Here is a 2,585-nt window from a genome sequence, read left to right as displayed (position 1 = left end):
TTTCCACCGTCCGCAATCTCTTCGTTCCCGACCGTTCAACCAGATCCGCAGCTCAGATCCGGAACCACCGCCTACGCGCGATGGCCGAGTGGAAGGCTATCGCCGCTCAAATTGCTTGATTATCTTGCCCTGTTCTCCGCTCGCCCGCTCGCCAAACAATGTGACAGCACCCGCCGGCGCTATTCGCCATTGTAAATTATTGTAACCACGAGATTAATGAATTTCAACACTACTTAACAATTCAACGTACACCATTTATGCGATAAGTCATTTCTAACTATAATCTCCACTGTAGATCTTAATAGCAGTTTCTGACTTTCGTCGCCAGTCATCCATTCCAACGTTGGCAGCCTTCATTCGCAGGAGCTTGAGAAGCATGAGAATTATGTCGTTCAAACCGGGCCATGATAGCGCAATTGCAGCACTGGATGCATCAGCAGCCGAGCTCATTTTTTCATACGAGGCTGAGAAGGATAGTTTTCCCAGATATTCGACCATCACCCCGACGACCGTGCTGGACGCCGCTGGCTGCCTGGACGCCCTTCCCGATGTGATTGCTATCAGCGGGTGGTACAAATCGGGAATCGCAGGCAATAGCTCCGTCGCCGCAGGCTACTGCGGCATAGCCCAGGGTTCGGAGGTTGTAGGCGAGAAGACCATCTTCGGCAGGAAAGTGCATTTCTATTCATCAACCCACGAGCGCTCCCATCTCTGGAGCGCCTTCGGCATGTCTCCATTCCCCGAGGGGATGCCCTGTTATGCGCTGATCTGGGAAGGGGAGTTCGGCGACTTCTATGAATTCGATGAACACCTGCAGATCGTACATTTGGCAAAAGTGATGGTGAGCCCTGGGGAAAAATATCGTTTCCTCTATGCGCTGGCCGATCCGAAATTCACCTTACCCAAAGGACAGTTGCGCTTGGAAGATTCCGGCAAGCTAATGGCGCTTGGCGCCTTTGGGGAAGCCGGATCGCCTGACCAGGACGAGCAGGCGCTGATCGATTTCCTGCTTCCACAATGCGACAGTACGCTGCCTTGGATGAGCAAGGAGGACTGGCGAAATTCGCCCTACTACAACATTGGTGTCACTCATCAGAAGTTCACCAATCTCGCCAGGCGAGTTTCGGACGCCATCTTCGATGCCTTCTACACCTTTGCCAAGAAGAATCTGACAAAGGGCTTCCCGCTGCTGATTTCCGGCGGGTGCGGGTTGAACTGCGAGTGGAATCGCCGATGGGTCGAAACGAACCTTTTTTCCGATGTTTTCATTCCGCCGTGCACAAATGATACAGGTTCAGCGCTCGGGACTGCAGTTGATGCGATGCGACATTTCACCGGCAATGCGAAGATCAAATGGAACGTCTATTCAGGCCAGCCTTTCGTAGTTGACGAGATTGATCGGACCGGACTCGAGGTCTATCCGCTCGACTACGACCAAGTGGCCTCGGAGTTGCTCGACGATAAGGTGATCGGCTGGGTACAGGGTAATTGCGAAATCGGGCCACGGGCGCTCGGCAACCGGTCAATTCTCGCGGCGCCTTTCTCAAAAGCAACCCATGAGCGGTTAAACCGCATTAAGAACCGAGAGAGTTTCCGCCCGATTGCGCCGGTTTGCCTGGAGCAAGATGCCGCACTCCATTTCGACTTAGCACGCCCCTCGCCCTATATGCTTGTTTTTCAGAAGGTTCTCGATAGCCGCTTGGAGGCCATCACGCATGTTGACGGCACAACGAGGGCCCAGACAGTTTCCCGGGAGCAAAACCAGCGCCTATTTCAGCTGCTTACCTCGTTTAAGACGAAAGGCGGGGTGGGCGTTCTTTGCAACACATCGCTGAACTTCAATGGCGCTGGCTTCATCAATCGTGCAAGTGACTTGCTAACCTATGCCCGAGCCGTAGGTCTCGACGCATTCGTCATCAACGATGCTTTTTATCTCCTCAAGGCGACACCCCGCCGGGCGTCGATCCGACAGAAAGGTTGAGTACGCAACTTCGAAGAAGCCGATCGGAAAGCTCTTGAACTTCTTCTTCGCCGGCCTGTCGCCTTCGACATCCGGCAGGCGGCGTTGCAATGAGGACCGCGTCAGATGGGGGATCGTCGGTTGCAACGCAAAGAAGCAGGTCGTCGAGCGGCAGCAGCGGCGACGATGATCGCCTCTTCCTCGACGAAAACAGCGTCGATCTCCGCTCCTTTCGGGCGCCGTTGGAAAATCGGCTGTTGAGGCTCGCCCCGCCACTTCGCGATAGCTTCCTGGTTGATCCCGTAGCGCTTGGCCAACTCACGGCATTCGTGGGCGGGTTCGAGTGTTTGTGGCCTTGTGTACGCTACGGTAGCCGGTCCCGTCGCTATCCGCGGCAGCGGCACAGGAGAATCATTCGGCGCGCCCCGCGGTGGTACTTCGGCACGGTCGTGTTGCGGCAGTTTTCCCACTGTACTCGGACCGGTGGCAGGACGTGGAGAACTGCGTCTCCGCTGCCGCATCCTGACGACTGATCTCCGCGGTACTGTCACATTGATTTCGGCTTAATGGATTGGCGTTAGGCGGAGCGGATGAGCAAAACTGCCCCGACGTACAACAACCACCG

At 55.3% G+C, this 2,585-nt stretch carries 2 protein-coding genes; one reads left to right on the top strand and one right to left on the bottom strand.

Annotated elements, in window-relative coordinates:
• Positions 1-376: 376 nt before the first annotated feature.
• Positions 377-1,981 carry a carbamoyltransferase C-terminal domain-containing protein gene (locus NKH29_RS32490; protein WP_353001421.1) on the top strand — a complete coding sequence of 535 codons (1,605 nt, stop codon included), beginning with the start codon at positions 377-379 and terminating at the stop codon, positions 1,979-1,981.
• A gap of 101 nt (positions 1,982-2,082) precedes the next feature.
• Here the strand turns inward: NKH29_RS32490 and NKH29_RS32485 are convergent, their stop codons facing one another.
• On the bottom strand, positions 2,083-2,277 hold the full coding sequence (locus tag NKH29_RS32485; protein WP_353001420.1) for a hypothetical protein: 195 nt from the start codon (positions 2,275-2,277) through the stop codon (positions 2,083-2,085).
• Between the last annotated feature and the right edge of the window lie 308 nt (positions 2,278-2,585).

The sequence above is a fragment of the Mesorhizobium sp. M1295 genome, from assembly GCF_040318135.1.
Taxonomy (GTDB): Bacteria; Pseudomonadota; Alphaproteobacteria; order Rhizobiales; family Rhizobiaceae; genus Mesorhizobium.
Note: the sequence above shows the minus strand (reverse complement) of the source record. Positions and strands in the feature narration are given on the sequence as shown.